The sequence below is a fragment of the Streptomyces sp. NPDC047841 genome, from assembly GCF_040704085.1.
Taxonomy (GTDB): Bacteria; Actinomycetota; Actinomycetes; order Streptomycetales; family Streptomycetaceae; genus Streptomyces; species Streptomyces argyrophylli.
The window spans coordinates 1-17,189 of the sequence record NZ_JBEYRP010000050.1 but is presented as its reverse complement, the minus strand read 5'-3'; the positions used below and the strand labels follow the sequence as shown (position 1 = coordinate 17,189).

At 68.2% G+C, this 17,189-nt stretch carries 15 protein-coding genes and 5 pseudogenes; 9 read left to right on the top strand and 11 right to left on the bottom strand.

Translation table 11 applies throughout. From position 1 onward, the window contains the following. The first annotated feature begins 4 nt into the window (after positions 1-4). Positions 5-703, top strand: a complete 699-nt coding sequence (locus tag AB0947_RS40555) for a response regulator transcription factor (protein WP_366755407.1) — start codon at positions 5-7, stop codon at positions 701-703. A 235-nt stretch (positions 704-938) separates the two neighbouring features. Here the strand turns inward: AB0947_RS40555 and AB0947_RS40550 are convergent, their stop codons facing one another. Then, the gene (locus AB0947_RS40550; protein WP_366755400.1) at positions 939-1,367 is read right to left on the bottom strand and encodes a hypothetical protein; all 429 of its coding nucleotides are present in this window, start codon (positions 1,365-1,367) and stop codon (positions 939-941) included. Positions 1,368-1,696: 329 nt separating this feature from the next. Here AB0947_RS40550 and AB0947_RS40545 point away from each other — a divergent pair, with 329 nt between their 5' ends. After that, the gene (locus AB0947_RS40545; RefSeq protein WP_366755399.1) at positions 1,697-2,245 is read left to right on the top strand and encodes a GNAT family N-acetyltransferase; all 549 of its coding nucleotides are present in this window, start codon (positions 1,697-1,699) and stop codon (positions 2,243-2,245) included. A gap of 27 nt (positions 2,246-2,272) precedes the next feature. Continuing rightward, a pseudogene (locus tag AB0947_RS40540) lies at positions 2,273-2,502 on the top strand (aminoglycoside phosphotransferase family protein); the annotation flags it as partial. A 252-nt stretch (positions 2,503-2,754) separates the two neighbouring features. Here the strand turns inward: AB0947_RS40540 and AB0947_RS40535 are convergent. The 6 genes and pseudogenes from AB0947_RS40535 to AB0947_RS40510 all read right to left on the bottom strand — a co-directional run. Continuing rightward, positions 2,755-3,162, bottom strand: a pseudogene (locus AB0947_RS40535) (PQQ-binding-like beta-propeller repeat protein); the annotation flags it as partial. 52 nt (positions 3,163-3,214) lie between these two features. Beyond that, positions 3,215-3,418 carry a cold-shock protein gene (locus AB0947_RS40530; RefSeq protein WP_014670069.1) on the bottom strand — a complete coding sequence of 68 codons (204 nt, stop codon included), beginning with the start codon at positions 3,416-3,418 and terminating at the stop codon, positions 3,215-3,217. 169 nt (positions 3,419-3,587) lie between these two features. Continuing rightward, positions 3,588-4,196: a maleylpyruvate isomerase N-terminal domain-containing protein gene (locus AB0947_RS40525; RefSeq protein ID WP_366755398.1), complete on the bottom strand. Its 609-nt coding sequence runs from the start codon at positions 4,194-4,196 to the stop codon at positions 3,588-3,590. Between the two features lie 224 nt (positions 4,197-4,420). Beyond that, entirely contained in the window at positions 4,421-4,663 is a 243-nt protein-coding gene (locus tag AB0947_RS40520) for a DUF5302 domain-containing protein (protein ID WP_366755397.1), read from the bottom strand. A 204-nt stretch (positions 4,664-4,867) separates the two neighbouring features. Further along, a complete protein-coding gene (locus AB0947_RS40515) occupies positions 4,868-6,283 on the bottom strand; it encodes a DEAD/DEAH box helicase (protein ID WP_366755396.1) in 1,416 nt (471 codons plus the stop codon). Positions 6,284-6,749: 466 nt separating this feature from the next. Further along, positions 6,750-7,241: an SMI1/KNR4 family protein gene (locus AB0947_RS40510; RefSeq protein ID WP_366755395.1), complete on the bottom strand. Its 492-nt coding sequence runs from the start codon at positions 7,239-7,241 to the stop codon at positions 6,750-6,752. Between the two features lie 65 nt (positions 7,242-7,306). On the opposite strand from AB0947_RS40510, the pseudogene AB0947_RS40505 reads away from it, so the two are divergent. From AB0947_RS40505 to AB0947_RS40490, 4 genes and pseudogenes are all read left to right on the top strand, one after another. Beyond that, positions 7,307-8,086 (top strand): annotated as a pseudogene (locus AB0947_RS40505) (IS630 family transposase); the annotation flags it as partial. A 114-nt stretch (positions 8,087-8,200) separates the two neighbouring features. Further along, positions 8,201-8,746, top strand: coding sequence for a hypothetical protein (locus tag AB0947_RS40500; protein WP_366755394.1), 546 nt, complete (start codon positions 8,201-8,203; stop codon positions 8,744-8,746). A gap of 44 nt (positions 8,747-8,790) precedes the next feature. Then, positions 8,791-9,552, top strand: a pseudogene (locus tag AB0947_RS40495) (transposase); the annotation flags it as partial. Between the two features lie 772 nt (positions 9,553-10,324). Then, complete coding sequence (locus tag AB0947_RS40490) at positions 10,325-11,953, top strand: ISAzo13 family transposase (protein ID WP_366755392.1); 1,629 nt, start codon at positions 10,325-10,327, stop codon at positions 11,951-11,953. Here the strand turns inward: AB0947_RS40490 and AB0947_RS40485 are convergent. Together AB0947_RS40485 and AB0947_RS40480 are read right to left on the bottom strand one after the other, a co-directional pair. After that, positions 11,937-12,152, bottom strand: a pseudogene (locus tag AB0947_RS40485) (hypothetical protein); the annotation flags it as partial. The gene AB0947_RS40490 and the pseudogene AB0947_RS40485 overlap by 17 nt on opposite strands. A 70-nt stretch (positions 12,153-12,222) precedes the next feature. Beyond that, positions 12,223-12,585, bottom strand: coding sequence for a hypothetical protein (locus tag AB0947_RS40480; protein ID WP_366755408.1), 363 nt, complete (start codon positions 12,583-12,585; stop codon positions 12,223-12,225). 1,701 nt (positions 12,586-14,286) lie between these two features. On the opposite strand from AB0947_RS40480, the gene AB0947_RS40475 reads away from it, so the two are divergent. After that, positions 14,287-14,502, top strand: a complete 216-nt coding sequence (locus AB0947_RS40475; protein WP_366755391.1) for a hypothetical protein — start codon at positions 14,287-14,289, stop codon at positions 14,500-14,502. A gap of 1,120 nt (positions 14,503-15,622) precedes the next feature. Here AB0947_RS40475 and AB0947_RS40470 read toward each other — a convergent pair. Next, positions 15,623-15,796: a CsbD family protein gene (locus tag AB0947_RS40470; RefSeq protein WP_366755390.1), complete on the bottom strand. Its 174-nt coding sequence runs from the start codon at positions 15,794-15,796 to the stop codon at positions 15,623-15,625. Positions 15,797-15,935: 139 nt separating this feature from the next. Here AB0947_RS40470 and AB0947_RS40465 point away from each other — a divergent pair, with 139 nt between their 5' ends. After that, entirely contained in the window at positions 15,936-16,106 is a 171-nt protein-coding gene (locus AB0947_RS40465) for a hydrophobic protein (protein WP_366755389.1), read from the top strand. A gap of 723 nt (positions 16,107-16,829) precedes the next feature. On the opposite strand, the gene AB0947_RS40460 is transcribed toward AB0947_RS40465, so the two are convergent. Beyond that, on the bottom strand, positions 16,830-17,063 hold the full coding sequence (locus tag AB0947_RS40460; protein WP_366755388.1) for a hypothetical protein: 234 nt from the start codon (positions 17,061-17,063) through the stop codon (positions 16,830-16,832). Positions 17,064-17,189 lie beyond the last annotated feature (126 nt).

Sequence of the window (17,189 nt, the reverse complement as noted above, 5' to 3'; positions counted from 1 at the left end):
TTCCGTGACGCCCGGGATCCGGGTCCTCATCGCGGACGACCAGCCGCTGGTCCGGCGCGGCCTGTCGCTGATCCTCTCGCCGGACCCCGCCTTCGAAGTGGTGGGCGAGGCGGAGGACGGCGCGCAGGCCGTCGCGCTCGCCCGGCGGCTGAGCCCCGACGTCGTGGTGATGGACATCCGGATGCCCGTCCTGGACGGGGTCGGCGCGACCGAGGAGCTGGCCCGCACACTGCCCGGATGCCGGGTCCTGGCGCTGAGCACCTTCGACATGGACGAGTACGTGGTGGCCGCGCTGCGTGCCGGCGCGTACGGTTTCCTGCCCAAGGACGTCTCGCCGGAGGACCTCGCCGCGGCGATCCGCACCGTCCACACCGGGGAGGCGGTGGTCGCCCCGCGCCTGCTGACCCGGCTGATCTCGGCCTACGTCCGGGCGCCGCTCGGCGCCCCGCCACCGCCCGACGTCGTGGCGGGGGAGCTCACGCCCCGGGAGGTGGAGGTGTGGCGGCTGATGGCCACCGGCCTGGACAACGCCGCGATCGCCCGGACCATGGACATCAGCCACTCCACGGTGAAGAACCACATCACCAACCTCTTCGGCAAGCTCGACGTGCGCGACCGCGCCCAGGCGGTCATCGCGGCGTACGAATCCGGTCTGGTCACCGCCCGTTCGGCGGGCGGCGACCAGGCCGGACGGAGACGCTGAGCTATTTCTCCTCCCGTGGACTGTCCTGGCGGGAAGCTACGCCGAAGGTCGTAACCGACCACCGGCACTGGCGGTGCACGGCCCCGGATACGGGAGGCGGAACGGGTCGCCTGCAGCACCGTCACGTCCAGGCTCTGCTTGCCCTCGACCACCACCCCACCCTGAGAACGCTCCTCGCGGCCCAGTCTGACCGCGACGGCCAACGGGCCCAGGACGAGGACGCACGGTCAGCCGATCAGGCACGCGCTCTGCTAGTGACCTGAGTCAGAGGTTCGTCGTTGGATCCACGGTTCGCTTCAGGGCGGTCGGCCCGTTCCCCTCTTCGTCCGTCTGGGCCAAGGGTGCCTTCCTCTCGGCACCACGCGTTGCAGGGGCGATCGGCGGCCAGGTCGCCGGGAGTGTGCTCGCGCAGGCCGCCGGGCTCGGCGGTGAGGACGGCCAGCTGCCGCACGCCGTCGTCCAGCTGGACCCAGCGGCGCAGCGTCTCGGCCCGGCCGTGGGTGACCTCCTCCAGCGTGACGCGCGTGAGGTCAGCGCCGGTACGGGCGACCCCCGACTCCCCCGCCCGCGGCGCCTCCGCTTCCATCCAGGCGCCGGGCTGGCTGCCCTCGGCCACCCATGCCAGGGCGTAGGCGTCCTCTCCCCGCTCGGCGAGCCAAGCCATCGGCAGGTGCGTCCCGTGGGGCGGGACGCGCCAGGGGATCGGGGCTTGCCCGGGCGGAGCGGCGGAGAAACTGCGGTGCGGTGGTCTCGCGGGGCAAGGGGCTGATGGGGGCCTGCGAACAGCCAGGGCTGTTCCCCCACTTGCTGGGCCGGTGTCCGGGGGACGGTGGTGCAGGGAGTGGGGCCCTTGATCTTCTGGCGAGACCTGGTGACTGGCGGGTGGATCGGATCGGGCCTGCACAGCCCGGCGGTGAATGCGAAGCTCGGGTCGTTGGCTTGATCGGTCCGCGAGCCTTGATCGCTGCCGGGCCTGCTGATTGGTTGGCCGGTATGAGTGAACTGGGACCCGTCGCCTGGCCGCCTTCCCCGATCGAGACCGAGCGTCTGGTGCTCCGTGAACCCAAGGCCCGGGACCGAGCGGCGTTCATCGAGCTGTACGCCTCGCCGGAGGTGCACACCTACCTTGGCGGCCCCCGGCCGCGTCACGAGCTGGAGCGCGAGATGCCTGAGGTGCCCGGGCGGCGGCCCGGCAGTTTCGTCGTCGCGTTCGACGAGGCGATGATCGGCCAAATCCTGCTCAGGAGAGTACCGGAGCACGGTCGCCCGGCTGCCGTGGGAAAGGTGGATCTCGGCTACCTGTTCCTGCCGCGCGCGTGGGGATCCGGGTATGCCACCGAGGCCTGCGCGGCGGCACTCGACTGGTTCGACGGCGCCCTTCCCGGCGAGCCGGTAGTGCTCCACACCCAGACCGCAAACGTCGCCTCGATGCGCCTCGCAGCGAAGCTGGGGTTCACCGAGGTAGAGCGGTTCCACGCCTGGGACGCCCAACAGTGGCTGGGCTTGCGGCCCCCACTTACTCCGCCCGCAGCCAGGTCGTAGCTGGTGCCCGGAGGTTCTCATCACGTGGTGGGCGCCGATCAGGCACGCATCGGCGTCGGAGTCGAAGCGATGCTCCGGGCGCCGGTCCCGGCCGTGCAGGTCCTGTGGCGCAAGCTGCCCGTGCTCGAGATCACCACTGTCCCGGGGATGTCGCTCGGCCGCCTCGGCGAGCCGTCGACCGCGTCGCCGGCGGCGTGGGCTGCGGCGGCGGCCCTCCGGACGTTGCCGACGCGCCGTTGCCGCCCTGGCCCGGCCGGGGCAGTCAGGGCGTTGAGAGTTGACGGCGGGACCCGACAGCGAGTGCGAGTCCTGTTCCCATTGACGCTATCCCCGAAGGACTACCGGAAGCAGGTGGCCAGACAGCTCCAGGCCGACGTCTCCGACACTCTGCGCGTCCTCGGCCCGCAGGCACGGGAACTCCTGATCATCGGCGCCCTGGAGGGGGAATTCCCAGCTGACGCTACAGATGATTTACGCGACCAGCACAGTACCGCGCTCGTACATACCTCCTACTTCTCCCACGATTCCGTGCTCCACCTCATCGCCACACACATCCGCATCAGTCGAGCGCGCGCCGGGTACAACACGGCTGGCCCGTTGCCCCGGGACGACGCCTTCCAATGGGTAAGCCGCACAAAGAAGGCCAACGCACACGCCTGGCAGCAGCACTTGAGACAAACAGCCAGGTCATAGGCGCCGCCTGCGCTCTTGCGCCACAGCTCTCTGCCAGAGAGCGGATCGAGGACTACAAGCCGCCCTGGGTCGAATGCGGCGATGTAGACGGCGTCGCCAGCGACCAAGGGGGCCGTACTGATGCGTCGGGCGACCTGAGTGTCAAACAACGGGTGTCCATTTTGCCCGTCCCAGGCCAGCGCCCGGCCGCACCCCGTGGTCAGATGAACCGTCGTGCGACGGTAAGGGCCCGGCGTCCCGAAGCCGGGATGCCGGGCCCCCCTTACCGGGGCGCGATCAGGCGGGGCGGATGTTCTCGGCCTGCGGGCCCTTCTGGCCCTGCGTGACGTCGAACTCGACCTTCTGGCCCTCCTGCAGCTCGCGGTAGCCCTGGCTGGCGATGTTGGAGTAGTGGGCGAAGACGTCGGGGCCGCCGCCCTCCTGCTCGATGAAGCCGAAGCCCTTCTCGCTGTTGAACCACTTCACTGTGCCCTTGGCCATGACTGTCTCCTTTGAGGGAAACCGGCACGCACGCTGCGCGACCGGGAGGTGATCGCCCTGGTCCGGAGAGGCGCTGAACAGCAAGAACGCCCGTGAGGCGATCACGGGCGAACGGCACTTCGGAACCACGACTGCTGATCACAACGCTATAACGGCATGACGGAAGCCGCTAGCGAAAACGCGCCAGCATCCGGCCCGGAACGAAGAGCTGGGCCCCCGTGAGGCTCGGCCGATGGTGATCAAGCAGCTTCGCGCCCTTCTTCTGCACGAGGCTGCGGCGAGGCATGGCCTCTCCCCGCCGCCGACTGTTCTCCACCCACCGCCGCCGGCCGCTCATCATCCCCGTCATCATCGACGCCTGAGCCGCGGCCCGGCAGCACGGTCCGCGGTTCCGGCGGCGGCCCCGCGAGCATCGAGGTCGGGCACACCCGGACCGGACGATGGCGAAGCCGCCGGGCTCGACGAGGCGGATCGCCTCGCCGTGGGCGGCCGGCAGGTCCGCGAGGGAGTCGGTGTTGCGGGCGACGGCCCTGTCGCCGCGGTCCAGGTCCGCCTGCGCGAACTCGCGGCCGAAGCCGCGGGAGGAACCGGTGACATGGCGGCGGTGCACCCCGCTCAGATGTTGCACAAGATCGGACAGCGTCCACTCGGGGCAGGCCGGCACCTGCAGGTGGCTGGGCACGAAGGCGACCGCAGCCCGGAACGCGACCGTTGTGCGTCGTTCAGCCGCCGCAGGACGGGGAACGAATGTCCTTGCCGCGCGGATGTCTACCGTCACCCCGGACAACCGCAGTCGATTTTCACAGCGGTACATGGGCACGCAAGGCGCGCAACATCGGCCGCGTACCCTCGGACAAGGCAGTGCCCTCGTCCCGGAATTCCAGTTCGGCGGCGCCACCGACCCGAGCCAACCGCATCTGGGCCATTCCCCCAGGCGAGTCCCCGGCTACGCCCCGCCCACAACGCGCGCACGGGCATGCGCACGTCGCGGGACTCATCGACTCAGCCGCCGCTCTTGCGCCTGAACGACCGCTGGCTCGCAGCCGGGCCATGCGCCGAACGCACCTTCGACGCATCGGACTTGGCGGCAATGTCAGCGGCGTCCGTCTGCGCACCGCGCTTGCGCGCCAGGGCTTCGCGGAACTTGCGCTTGAGGTCGTAGTTGCCGTCGCTGTCCGGCTCCAGAGGGGACGTCTCGGGGACAGCCGGCTCCGAACCTTCCGTAGATGCGGGCTCTGCGGTCATGGTGATCTCCTGGGTTCGGGGGTGGGCAAGCACAGCTTGTCATGCTGGGCGCGGTGCGAGGCGCCGGCTACATCATTCTGCTCCGTTTCGGCGGGTATCCCTCTCGCGGCAAAGGCGTTGACTTCGTAGGTGAGGCGCGCATGACGGCGTCGAGCCAGGCCGAGGGCTGTCGATCCCGTGGTCAGGCTGCCAGGGCAACGGCTCTCAGCCGTTGCGACGCACGAGGGCGGCCCTGCGGGCCTCGGCGAGCTTGCGGGCCTCGCCGGCCTTTCGGGACTTGCCGCCGGCGCCCCGGGAGGTGCCCTTGCTGGTGCCGAGGCCGCGGAAGGGGGCGTTGGTGTTCTTGGGCCGAGGGACGGTGGGCTCGCCGTCGAGCGGGATCCCGGAGGGAGTCTTGGCGCCGGTGATCCGGCTCAGCTCCGCCTCGCCCGAGCGCACCTTGGTGACGGTCGGCTCGATGCCGGCCCCGGCCATCACGCGGCTCGTCTCGCGACGTTGGCCCGTCAGCACGAGCGTGACCACGCTGCCGGACTCACCGGCGCGGGCGGTGCGGCCCGCCCGGTGCACATAGTCCTTGGGGTCGGTGGGCGGGTCGACGTTGACCACGAGATCGAGGTCGTCGACGTGCAGGCCACGGGCCGCGACGTTGGTCGCCACCAGGACGGTGATCGCACCGTTCTTGAACTGCGCCAGGGTCCGTGTGCGCTGCGGCTGGGACTTTCCGCTGTGCAGAGCCCCGGCGTGCACTCCACTGGCCCGCAGATGCCGGGTGAGCTGGTCGACTCCGTGCTTGGTGTCGAGGAACAGCAGAACGCGGCCGTCGCGGGCGGCGATCTCCGTGGTGACGGCGTACCGGTCGGGGCCGTGGACGACCAGCACGTGGTGCTCCATCGTCGAGACCGCGCCCGCGGAGGGGTCGACCGAGTGGACGACGGGGTCGTGGAGGTAGCGGCTGACCAGCTGATCGACGTCGCGGTCCAGAGTGGCCGAGAACAGCATCCGCTGGCCGTCGGGACGCACCTGGTCGAGCAGGTCGACGACCTGCGGGAGGAACCCCAGGTCACCCATCTGGTCGGCCTCGTCCAGCACGGTGATCCTCACCCGTCCCAGGCGGCAGGCGTTGCGCTCGATCAGGTCGTGCAGGCGTCCGGGGGTGGCGACGAGCACCTCGGCCCCCTCACGCAGCGCGGCGATCTGCCGGCCGATCGACATGCCGCCGACGACCGTGGCCATCCGCAGCCGCAATGCCTCGGCGTACGGCGCCAGCGCCTGCGTGACCTGCTGGGCCAGCTCCCGGGTGGGCACGAGGATCAGAGCAAGGGGTTGCTTCGGTTCCGCGTGCCGCCCGGCCGTCCGTGTCAGCAGCGGCAGGCCGAAGGCGAGCGTCTTGCCCGAGCCGGTGCGCCCGCGCCCCAGGACGTCGCGCCCCTGCAGGGCATCGGGCAGTGTGGCGGCCTGGATCGGAAAGGGCTCGCGCACCCCGAGTCCGCTCAGCGTCCGCAGCACCTCCGTCGGCAGTTCCAGACCGTCGAAGGTGACGGCCGGGAGCAGCGCCGGAGTCGTTGCCTCGGGCTGGGCGGGACTGCCGTACGCGATGCCGGAGTCATTGGGGTGTTTCATAAACAGCCTTCCGCAAGGGAACATACCGAGGAAGGCCCGGCAGGTTTGAACAGCCCGCGCACACGCCGAGCGGAACAGGCAGAATCGCCCACCGCGACGACCACGCAAACGCGTAAGACTAACACATGGCATGCCCTCGCGCCCCTGATACCGATCGTCCCTGTGTACGGGTGCTGGCAGCGGGTCGGCCTGGAACAACCGATCCCCTTGAAGAACGGCCCCACCCCACGGGCGAGTTGCCGAGCCACGCATCGAGCCCTACGAGCGGGGCGCCGGGCCGGGCAGCAGGCCCCTGCTGCGGGCCCAGGTCAGCAAGCCGGACGCCGTCCGGCCCGATGCTGACCATTTACTGACCCGGACGTGGCGATCAACGCTTCGACCTGCGGAAGTTCCCTAACGCTGGTGCCGCATCAAGCAACGTTGGTCCCGTTCGGCAGGGCCAACTCCTTGCTGCTTGCGAGCCGGATCAGCCGTAGGTCCCGGGATCGGTGAGACCCTCCACGAAGTCCTGAAAGCTCGCAGCCAGGGGCGGTTCGAGACCGGAGTCGGCGTCGAACCACCCGACCGTGGGGGTCGGACCCGTCCGGTAGTCCAGCCCGATCCAGCAGGGCCCGTCACCGCTGAGAAGTACGAGCGAAGTGGGCAGGCCCCACTCCTCGATCAGGTACGCGCTGTCGAGCAGGGACAGAGTTCGGTCACGCTGCCCGATCCCCATTAGGTACGCGAAGGGCACGTGGTCGTCGGCCCAGGATGTCGGCGCCGAGGTCGGGAAGGCACGAAGCCCAGCTGCCACCCGTCCGCCGTTCCGCTGACGAAGCAGCCCCAGCAAAGACGCAGGCAGGGCCGCCTTGAGGGCCTGTTCTGCCTGCTGAACGCGCTGATCGGTCAGCGGCGGCTGCACACCGTACTCGGTCGAGCCGTCCCAGAAGGCGTCCAGAAGATCCTCGAAGCGGGGCATGGGCGGCATGCTACGAGGCCCGTCAAAATGAAAGGCCACGCCGGGACGTCCACCACAACGAGCCGGTGGCCGAGCGCGTGCAGGTGCGGGAAGTGGATGACGACGAGGGGCGGCGGCTGCTGCGGATCGTCCGACGGGGCACTGGATCGGTGGTGACCTGGCGGCGGGCCAGATAGTGCTGTTACCGCCCAGGGCATGCCGGTGGCGAAGATCGCCGAGGTGACGTTCACCAGTCCGGACCGGGTCCGGGACGTGATTCACAACTTCAGTGCCGACGGCTTCACTTCGCTCTACCCGAAGTACAAGGGTGGCCGGCCTAAGACGTTCACGTTGCCCGAGCGGCGCGAGACCAAGAAGATCGCCAAATCCAAGCCGATCGAGCACGGCCTGCCGTTCTCGACCTGGAGCCTGGTCAAGCCGGCCGACTTTCGACGCCATAAGACCTGGAAAACCTCCCGCGACCCCGACTACGCGGTCAAGAAGGCCCGCGTCGAGCACCTCTACGCCATCACCGACGGCGAGGTCCTGCCCGAGCCGGGCGAGCCCGAGGCCGTGTTCTGCCTGGACGAGTTCGGGCCACTCAACCTCCAGCCCCACCCCGGCCGCCAGCAGGCCGAACGCGGCGGCAAGCACAAAGACCCCGACCGCGAACCACGCCGGCGCCGCCGTGCGACCTAAACCCGACCGCACGGCGTAAGGCACCTGTTCGCTGCCTACGACCTGGGCAAAGACCAGCTCTACGGGCACATCAAGAAGACGAGGAACAGGTCGAAGTTCCTGGAGTTCTGCCGCAACTCGCGCTCGCTGACCCGACGGATGTACGCATCGCGATCGTCTGCGACAATGAGCCGGCGTGAGGTTCGTTCGCCGAGCCCGGCGAAAACCGTTGGACCCGTTGACGGGGGCGCGTCCTAGAGTTCGTGGCGCGGAGACGCGGTCGGCCGGCGAGGGAACGGTGGATGACGGGACTGTACGAGATCTGGCAACGGGCAGAGGTGTCGCGCAGGCTCGACGTGTTGTCGGGCTTCATCGCGATGTGCGTGGCGGGGGAGGACGACGCGCGGCGCCGTCTCGCCCAGCTGGTTGCCGGCGCGGACGCTGCTCTCTCCGCCTCGCCCCCGGATTTGGTGGTCGCCTCGGAGTACCTGGACGAACTTGTCTGCTGGGCTGACGCGCAGTGGACCGATCACCCCTATCGTCCCGTGGAAGCCCGGCCTGACGAGGCCGACCGCCAGACGCGTGACTACGTCAAAGACCTCCGGCACGCCTCACTCCCGGTTCACGTCCGGGACGAGATGGGCCGCATCGAACTCAGTCTCGAGGTGCAGTTCCTGGCCTTGTGCCGCCAGCCGGGGTTGGGCTGTCGGATCCGCCAGGACATCTTCTACATCGCCGGGCGTGCCGCGATGGCCTTGGACCTCGGGTACTTGGAAGCGGCAGAGCGGGAGATCCAGCGCATGGAACAGGTGGGTTCCGTGGAGCCACGGCAGAGCCGCTACGGCTGAGTCGCGGCTTTCCGAGGTCTACAGGTGTGGAACGATCTCTTCACGTGGCTGGTGTGATCACGACGTCGGGACCGCATTGGATAGCCCCGTTCAGCGGTCTGCAACCGCGCGACTTCCGCAGGCTCATCGTTATGTTGCGCCGAGAAGGTGCTGAGCTGACTCGCCGGGGACGTCCCTGGTCACTGCCGTTCGAAGACAGGGTGCTGCTGGTCACCGCGTACTGGCGGACCAACCTGACACTGCGCCAGCTTGCCCCGCTTTTCGGCATCTCCAAGTCAGCTGCCGACCGCATCATCGACCACGTTGGGCCGTTGCTTGCGCTCAGGCAGCTGCAACGCTTTCGCCCCGGCACCGTGCTCATCGTCGACGGCACGCTCGTGCCCACCCGCGACCACAACGTCGCCGAGCAGTCCAAGAACTACAGGTACTCCACCAATCACCAAGTCGTCGTCGACGCAGACACACGGATGGTCGTCGTGGTCGGACGGCCGGTACCTGGGAACCGCAACGACTGCAGGGCATGGGATCTGTCCGGCGCGAGGGCCTCCGTCGGCCGTACCACCGTGATCGCGGACGGCGGTTTCCGGGGCACCGGCCTGATCATCCCACACCGCCGCGACCGCGGGCAGAGCGAACTGCCGGCCTGGAAGGAGCACAACGCTTCCCACCGCCAGGTCCGCGCCCGTGCCGAGCATGCCTTCGCCCGCATGAAAACCTGGAAGATCCTCCGAGACTGCCGGTTGAAGGGCGACGGCGTCCATCACGCGATGAGGGGCATCGCCCGCCTGCACAACCTGGCACTCAGCCGGCAGGTGAGGAGTAGCGGAGGGCTTAGGGCTTACCCTGCCCAGATTTCCGGCCCTTGCTTGACGATGACGAGTCCGTACGTCCGGTCGGAGGGCCAGAGATCCACCTGATACAGGAAGTGGTCGCCGGGACCTCCACCAGTGCCGACCGGTGGTGGTCCGGCCGGGACGTAAGAGACCCGAGCACGTAGCAATCCAGCGGGAGCAGTCAGGCTCGGCCCGTCGGCAGGATCGGCCCCGGGGCTGGACATGGTGAGCTGACCGGTTGGCACGTCAAGGTCGGTCTCAACGATGTGCTCGGCCGCCGGGTCGGTGGCTGGGAAGCGTGAACAGTGATGAGCGATTCGACCATGTCGTCCCGAGCCGTGCCGACAGAGATCGAGTGCGGTTCAACACCGATGCGGTGGACGTAGACCGCTTCATCCGTCCAGCCTGCTGGTGCCAACTCTGGGTCCATCGCGTGCTCGGCGCTCCACGCGCCTTAGGGATCAAGGTCTTGGACGTAGAACTGCCCGTGATCGGCGTCGATCATGAATCTCAGCGAAGCGTCAGCCACTAGCGCAGACTATCGAAGCCGATGGGCGCCACTGAGGCAGGTGTCATCCAGCTGATCAGCCCAGGGCAGGCGAGACCAGGTGGCCACCGCATCCCCACCTCGATCGTTCAGTCGACCACGTGTTCCAAAGCGAATCCAGAGTTGTTTGCGGGACAACCCTTAGGGCCTGCCGATCATCAAGGTGTTGCTTTCGGGGGTGGGGCTCGTTGATGTCGTATGCGCATCCCGGACGAGGTTCGTGATCAACTTGCTGTGAAGTTTGCGGTGTTGTTTCCGCATCTGGACGAGCGGCAGCGGCGGTTGCTGGTGGCTGCGGAGGCCCGGAGTCTGGGCCATGGTGGCATCCGGGCCGTGGCCCGGGCCGCCGGGGTGAGTGAGACAACGATTCGCAGGGGTATGTCCGACCTGAAGGCGGGCGAATCCCTGATGGGGCGGGTGCGGCGGCCGGGCGGTGGACGCAAACGCGTCGCGGATCGCGATTCCGGACTGCGGTCTGCGCTGTTGGGTCTGGTCGAGCCGGATGAGCGCGGGGATCCGATGTCGCCGTTGCGGTGGACGACCAAGTCGACCCGCACGCTGGCGGCCGAGCTGACCCGCCAGGGGCACCGGGTCGGTGCCGACACCGTCGCCGGCCTGCTGCGCCAGGAGGGCTTCCGGCTTCAGGCCAACGCCAAGACGCTCGAGGGCAGTCAGCACGTGGACCGGGATGCCCAGTTCCGGTATCTCAACGAGCAAGCACGCGATCACCGGGACGCCGGCCAGCCGGTGATCAGCGTAGACACCAAGAAGAAGGAGCTGATCGGCGACTTCCACAATCCGGGCCGTTCCTGGCGGCCGACGGGCGACCCGGTACCGGTGCGTGTGCATGACTTCGCCGATCCGCAACTGGGCAAGGTCATCCCTTATGGCATCTACGACCTGGCGGCCAACACCGGCTGGATCAACGTCGGCACCGACCATGACACCGCCGCGTTCGCGGTGGAATCGATCCGCCGCTGGTGGCACGACCAGGGTCGGGCCGCCTATCCGCGGGCTTCCCGGCTCCTGATCACCGCTGATGCGGGAGGCTCCAACGGTTATCGCACCCGGGCCTGGAAACTCCACCTCGCCCGCCTGGCCGCCGAGACCGGCCTGACCATCACGGTCTGCCATCTGCCTCCGGGCACATCGAAGTGGAGCAAGATCGAGCACCGGCTCTTCTCCCACATCACCATGAACTGGCGCGGTCGCCCGCTGACCAGCCACGAAGTCATCCTCGAATCGATCACCGCGACCACCACCCGCACCGGACTGCCCGTGAAGGCCCAGCTGGACACCCACACCTATCCCACCGGCATCGGTGTCGGCGACGCCGAGATGGCGGCTCTGCCGCTGACCCGACACACCTTCCACGGCGAGTGGAACTATGCCCTGCACCCCCAGCCGACCCCGGCCATCCCGGCAGCCCGGAGCAGCCTGCCACCGGCGCCGCAATGGGACCCGGCCATGCTGTCCGATCCCGCACTGACCGGCCTGGCCCCACACCAGCTGGAGCACCTCATCGAAACCCTGGCCGCGAAAGGGGACACCCGCCGCGGCCGCCCGCCCCGCCTCACCTTCGCCGACCAGGTCCTGGCCACCGTGCTCCACCTGCACGTCAACCTGGCCGCAGAACCCCTCGCCGTGCTGTTCAACAGCAGCCGCACCGCCATGCACCGCACCCTGCTGAAGATCAGACGCCTGCTCGAAGCACAGGACATCACCATCACGCCGGCCACCACCCCACCGACCGCCCTGACAGCCCTCCAAGCCCAAGTCGCCACCCAAAGCAGCAACCCCAACAGCAAGATCAAGACGACAGGTTAATGATCGGCAGACCCCTAGGGCTCTGAGTCGGGAATTCTGCAGATGAGTCGGGAATTCTGTTCAGATAACTCGCGAGGCGTTCGAGGATCTCGTCTGCGGTCTTCGTCCAGACGTAGGGCTTGGGGCCGGTATTCCACGCGGCGATCCAAGTGCGGATGTCCTTCTCCAGTGCCTGGACGCTTCTGTGGACGCCTCGCCGATCTCTGCACCAACTCTGGAAGGTACTGAGCGTCAGCGGTTCGCGACGCGGCTGCGACCGGTGGGTGGCGTCAAGAGTGGCCGAGGAGTTCCTCGCGCCGTGCCAGCGCCCCAGCGCGCTCCTCCTCGATGTCCGGGATGAAGTTCTGCCGCAGGAATGTCGCCCAGGGGTCCGCTCCGAGCCGGCCCAGGCGCGCAATCCGGTCGGTCTCCTCACGCTGCAACCGCGTCAGCGCGTCCAACACGTCGGCCGAATTCTCACCGAATACCTCGCAGAGCAGTCGCAGCCGTCGCGCCAACGGATCGCCGGCTGCGCCGTGGCCGACTCTGCGCTGACGGTCGGGAAGCCGCAAAGGCACGCTGTACCAAGCCAATTGAGCGAGATCGTCCAACGCTTCGCCAGGGATGGCCAGGTCCCAGTCAATTACGCACACCAGGCGGTTGTTCTCACCACACAGGACTTCCCGCCCGTCTGGATGTGGAAGGCCCTCCGTACCCGACGCGACCATCATCAGACAGCGGCCAGCATTATCCAGCCGCGGCCCGTGCCGTCCTGGACCCACACCGAACCGTACGACTACGAAGAAGCGGCATGACCAACAAGGGCGTCCGCAGCTCTAGCTGCTGACACGCTGCCTTCTCCGCTCTGAGATCCGGGCGCCTACGATCGCACCGGCCGATATGAGCCCAGGTCCGAGAGCCGCAGCCCACGATTCGGGGATCAGCCAGCGGGCCAGCATCGTCGTCGCAGCCCACCAACCCAGGGCAAGTGCCGCCGTCTTCGCGATCCACCGTCTCTGCTCCACGCACCAATCATGAGTCGAAGGCCAGTAAAGGAGCAATCGGGGGGCGGCACCCACCCCAAGATGATGGGGCTTGCTGTTGCAAACGGCCACCCCGTGCTCGGGAGTGACCCATACCTGCTCAGTGAAACTCCCCACCCACCGCACTGGGTGGCAAGCGGACCGCCCCCGTGCTCCGGGGCACGACGCTCAACGCGGCGGAGGCTGTTCGATCGTGCCGCCCCGATGAGGTGCAGGGATGTAGCCCTCCGCCCCAGGTGGCAGAGCGTCGAGGCACGCCTGGGAGCAGGCGTCGGCCAGTAGCGGCAGGACGTCGGTCGCCACCACCTGGGAGAGCCAAACCTGGTGCGGGCCCGTCGTCGGGATCGGCCGGGTGCAGACACTGCAGGTGCGGGCTGCGGTGGCTCCCCAGTGGGCGGGAGCCAGGTCGTCAAGGTCCAGGATCGTGTCGCTGGGCGAGAGGAGCCGCGGGAACGCCAGTGCAGCCGTCCCGACGTGTACGGGCTGAACTCCTCCAGGTTCGTCATGTCGCCGATCTCGGGAGGTATCCGCACCAAGTTGCTCCCGTACAGCACAAGGGCCCGCACCGCCGTCAGCTGTCCGATGGGCATCCCAGCAGCTCACACACTCGTCCCCCGTGATCAAAATGCAACCCGCAGGAACCGGCGTTCAGAATCGAACGTGGAAGGCAACGCCTACACAGAGAGGCCGATGATCATGCGGATCAGGATCACACGCACTCTGGCCGCTGCCGTCGCCGCCGGCGTCTTCGCCGGTGGGGCCGCCGTGGTCTCCACAGGGACTGCTCTCGCAGCGCCCACGCAGTCCACGGTGGCAGCCGCGCACCACGCACCCAAGCCCAGCCCCACGAACACGAAGACGCCAAAGCACAAGAAGTGCCCGAAGGGTGAGCACTACACCAAAGTCAATGGGAAGTGGGCCTGCCACAAGACCATGAAGTAGCAGCAGACGCGCCGCAGAGGCGATGACCGGATGCTGTCTGCAGTCGGTCCCCGCCTCTGCGGGGCCCTTGTTCTCAGGGGGCTTCGCTTCTTGAGCGTCCATCCGACGCCGCATTCGTCAGCACTTCCACGTCTCCGGTCCGCCACCTCGCCATTCGATCAGGTCGGTGTGCGCGGTCACGTCCAGCTCATCCCATCCCATCCCTCCACGGCGCGCTCCGTCTGGACGCCAGGAACTACGCTCGTTCCAGCTGTGTGGATCGACTGCGGACGGGATGGGTGCTGAGGAGAGTGGTGGTATAGGGAGCAGGCAGGTCCATGCCACACTCCTGGAGCCCGGCTCGCGGGCGTACCTGACTCAGGAGTGCGCATGGAACCGCGCTGGAAGAGATTCGGCACCGGCCTGATGAACTGCATTGCCCTGGCTTGGTTCGGCTACCAGGCCCTCTATGGCGAGGGGATGCTGCGGATCGTTTCCGCCCTCATGTTGGTGATTGGCGTGGTGACGACCGTGGGCGCCATCCTCGACCACATCCGCCCTCGACCGAAGCGGCGCCGATCCCGTGAGCGGGACGCTGCTTCTTAGAGGGCATCTGATCTATTCTGAGCCCAGGAGGATCCAGCGGAGGTTGACCTGGGCGAGTGCCGGGCTACGGCCGGATCCTGCGACTGCACCCGATAGGCGTGCGGGGGATGGACGCCGAACGGCAGATCGACCTTTGGAACGATCTGCCACACTTCCTTCTCCCGCTCCCGCGGCAGCCAGAGATCTCCGGCGTTGGTGAACTCTGTTCAGCAGTCGAGCAGGCTGTTCCGCAGCAGCTGACCGATGACATAGCGGCGTATCGGCGCGCGGTCCTTGACGACGTCTCCGCCGTCGATCCCGAGAGGATGCGGCCCCGATGCCGATGACCAACCCGGCTGGACCGGACGGAACAGCGCACCCTTGGGGTACTGCCTCTCCAGCAGTTCGAGACGGAAGCCGTGGGGCCGTGCGAGTACCGCGTATGGCTGACGGCCGACCAGGTCCGGCCGCTTCCGGGAAGGCCGCCGACCGGGGGGCCTGGAAGGTGCAGGTGATGACCGGCCGCGAGCGCCGTCGGTGCGGCCTCGTCGTCCACGTGTGGAGCTGCCCACAGACGCCGGTTGACACAGCCGACGGAGGAGAGGCGGACGTCGTCACCACGCTGGAGGCGCTGCGCTCCCCGGGCGTCGTGGACTGCTCGGAGTGCGGCGCGAACGTTGCCCTCGGACCGCTCGCGTAGAGCGGCCAGAAAGCCCAAAACGGCCCGGAAGGTTCAATCCCTTCCGCTACGCGAACACGGTTGCTGGGATGGCGGTGGACTCGCACACGACTTCCACGAAGTACGCGTCGACGTCATCGGGGATCCGCCCCCGGAACCCGGGTCCCGCCCCGTCCCGCGGCCCCTGCGTGACGGGTTGTCAGGGTCGTGTGAGCGGTGTGCCGGTCACGGGTCCGCCGGCAGCCGTCCCTCCGCCTGACCTGTTGGGTGCGCGCGCCGTCGCGGCATCCGTACATGGCCTCGCGAGGACGCTCCCTGCCTGGACCGGGAGTGTGCGGATGAAGACGACACAAGAAGGTCCCCGCGAGCGGGGTTCTGACCTGTGGCACCACAGGTCAGGGGGCCTTCCGTCGTCGGGAAGGCCCCCTGACCTACGTGGGGCTGAGGGGCATGCAGGGGACGTCAGTGCTTGAAGGCGTCCTTCGTCTTCTCCTTGGCCTCACGAGCGTCGCCGACGCTCTTTTCGGCCTGTCCCTCGGCAGCCATCCGGTCGTTGCCGAGGGCGCTGCCGACGGCCTCCTTGGCCTTGCCCTTGGTCTGCTCGCTCTTCGCCTTGGCCTTCTCACCGGCACTCATGAAAGACAGCCTCCTCGAAGTCTTCGTTCGCTGTTGCGGTGACCAGCTCGTGCCCCGGTCGGACCCTCGTAAACAAAGGGACATGCGAGGAATGCGTACCAGGATGGAGGGCACACGGCGGGTCAGGAGGTTGATATCTATGGTTCCCCTTTTGCTTGTGCTGCTTCTCGCGCTCATCCTTTTCGGCGCCGGTTTCGCCATCAAGATCCTCTGGTGGGTGGCTCTGGTCGTGCTGGTGGTGTGGCTGCTCGGGTTCCTCGTGCGTTCCACGAACGCCGGCGGCGGCCGCGGCCGCTGGTACCGATGGTGACCTGATGCCACACCTACCCTGCGGGGCCCGGCCGTTCGCACGGCCGGGCCCCGCAGGCACGTGAGGCCATTGTGCGGACCCGATCCGACCGATCCAGGCAAGGCCGGATCGAAGATTCACCTGATCAAGGATCGCGACGAACTGCCGCCGTCACTCGGGATCTCAGCCGCCAATGTGCACGGCAGCCTCGGCCTCCAACCACTCGTGCGCGGTGCCCCCACCCGAGCGCAGACCACGGCGCCGACGCCCGTCCGAGCTGCCCGGCGACATGAGTTCTCTGAGCGGTTGGATCAACATCGCTGGGTTGTCGAGAGAACCGTGTCCCGGCTCGCCGAATGCCGCCGCCCGCATCGACGCTACGAGCACAAGCTGGAGCACTTTCTCGTGTTCGCTGCCCTGGCTGCAAGCCTGATCAGCGCTTCAGGATCGGGCACGGCACGGCTAGCGATACAGCCCCCGAGTGGCGGGCAGGCCCGGGGGCGAGGTGGGCGGGCTGGTCTGCGGACGGCCCCGCCTGGGGGTGCGGGGCCGGGCCGGGGTGCCGGCACGGTGGTCAGGGGCGGCAGGTGACGCGGGTATCGGCGAGGTCGACCGGGGTGGCGGGCTCGCAGGGCGGGTACCGGGCCGCACGGACGGGGGCGGTGGGTTTCTGGTGGCCCGGCAGTGGCGGGTCGGCGGGGTGGTCAGATGCGGTTGAGGGCCTCGTCGATGGCGGCCCGCTCGTTACCGGTGGCGAGCAGCGGGAAGCGCCGCTCGTGGCGGGCCGTGCCGTCCTGCTCGATGTGGGCGGGCCGTGCCGTCCTGCTCGATGTGCGGCACGGGTGCCCCGTCCTTGGCGATCCGGCGCACGGTCACGGAGCCGAAGGGGTAGCCGTTGACGCCCGGCTTGTCGACTCGGAACAGGCAGACGGTGGTGCCGATGCGCCGGGCCCATTCCCAGGGGCCGCCTGCGGGCACCTGCGGGCATCGACTGGCGCATGGCGACGACTACTGAGGTTGAACTCGTGATGTCGCTGGGTTGCTCAGGTGGGTTTGATGGCCAGGCCGGTCTCGGTGAGGCAGCCGTCTATGAGGTCGCTGCGG

Coding starts and splice junctions, on each gene's coding strand:
- AB0947_RS40550 (WP_366755400.1), bottom strand. CDS start 1,367: ATGGCTTGGCTCGCCGAGCGGGGAGAGGACGCCTACGCCCTGGCATGG.
- AB0947_RS40545 (WP_366755399.1), top strand. CDS start 1,697: ATGAGTGAACTGGGACCCGTCGCCTGGCCGCCTTCCCCGATCGAGACC.
- AB0947_RS40530 (WP_014670069.1), bottom strand. CDS start 3,418: ATGGCCAAGGGCACAGTGAAGTGGTTCAACAGCGAGAAGGGCTTCGGC.
- AB0947_RS40520 (WP_366755397.1), bottom strand. CDS start 4,663: ATGACCGCAGAGCCCGCATCTACGGAAGGTTCGGAGCCGGCTGTCCCC.
- AB0947_RS40515 (WP_366755396.1), bottom strand. CDS start 6,283: ATGAAACACCCCAATGACTCCGGCATCGCGTACGGCAGTCCCGCCCAG.
- AB0947_RS40510 (WP_366755395.1), bottom strand. CDS start 7,241: ATGCCCCGCTTCGAGGATCTTCTGGACGCCTTCTGGGACGGCTCGACC.
- AB0947_RS40500 (WP_366755394.1), top strand. CDS start 8,201: ATGACGGGACTGTACGAGATCTGGCAACGGGCAGAGGTGTCGCGCAGG.
- AB0947_RS40490 (WP_366755392.1), top strand. CDS start 10,325: ATGCGCATCCCGGACGAGGTTCGTGATCAACTTGCTGTGAAGTTTGCG.
- AB0947_RS40475 (WP_366755391.1), top strand. CDS start 14,287: ATGGAACCGCGCTGGAAGAGATTCGGCACCGGCCTGATGAACTGCATT.
- AB0947_RS40470 (WP_366755390.1), bottom strand. CDS start 15,796: ATGAGTGCCGGTGAGAAGGCCAAGGCGAAGAGCGAGCAGACCAAGGGC.
- AB0947_RS40465 (WP_366755389.1), top strand. CDS start 15,936: ATGGTTCCCCTTTTGCTTGTGCTGCTTCTCGCGCTCATCCTTTTCGGC.